General features: G+C 67.1%; 1 pseudogene. It reads left to right on the top strand.

The features are described 5' to 3' along the window. A pseudogene (locus KUM32_RS41940) lies at positions 1-407 on the top strand (LuxR family transcriptional regulator); the annotation flags it as partial. Positions 408-568: the final 161 nt, after the last annotated feature.

Below are 568 nucleotides of genomic sequence, written 5' to 3'. Positions count from 1 at the left end.
CACCCGAGACGGTCCAGGTGCGGCTCGCGGGGGAGTCGCAGCGCGGGCTGGTCATCATCGACAACCGGGTCGCGCTGGTGCGCTCCGACCCCGAGGCGGGCGACAACCAGGCGTCGCTCGTCCGCGCCCCCGTCGTGGTCAAGGCGCTGCACGACATGTTTATGAGCAACTGGCGGCGCGCAATCCCGCTCACCGAATACGAGCAGATTAGCGAGTATCTGCGCGGCGGCTCCGGGGCCCAGATCCTGCGCTTTCTGTATGAGGGTTACACCGACGAGGCCGCAGCCCGGGAATTGTCGGTTTCCGTACGCACCTACCGGCGCCGAGTCGCCGAGATCATGCGCGCGCTCGGCGCCACCTCGCGCTTTCAGGCGGGCGTGTACACGCTGCGGATGGGGCTGTTGTAGCGGGCCGCGCAAAGGGCGGAACGGAGGGCTGTCGTGCGTTGCGCGGCGGCCCTCCGGGGCATTCTGTACCAGTGATGTGGAGCAGCCTGTACCGCTTTTATGGTGCACGCTGTACCGGTTTTCCGGAGCATCCTGCGCCGTTTTTGTGGGGCGGCTTGTAC

The sequence above is a fragment of the Streptomyces sp. AC627_RSS907 genome, assembly GCF_019049165.1.
The sequence above is the reverse complement of the archived record's forward strand: the minus strand, read 5'-3'. Positions and strand labels throughout refer to the sequence as shown.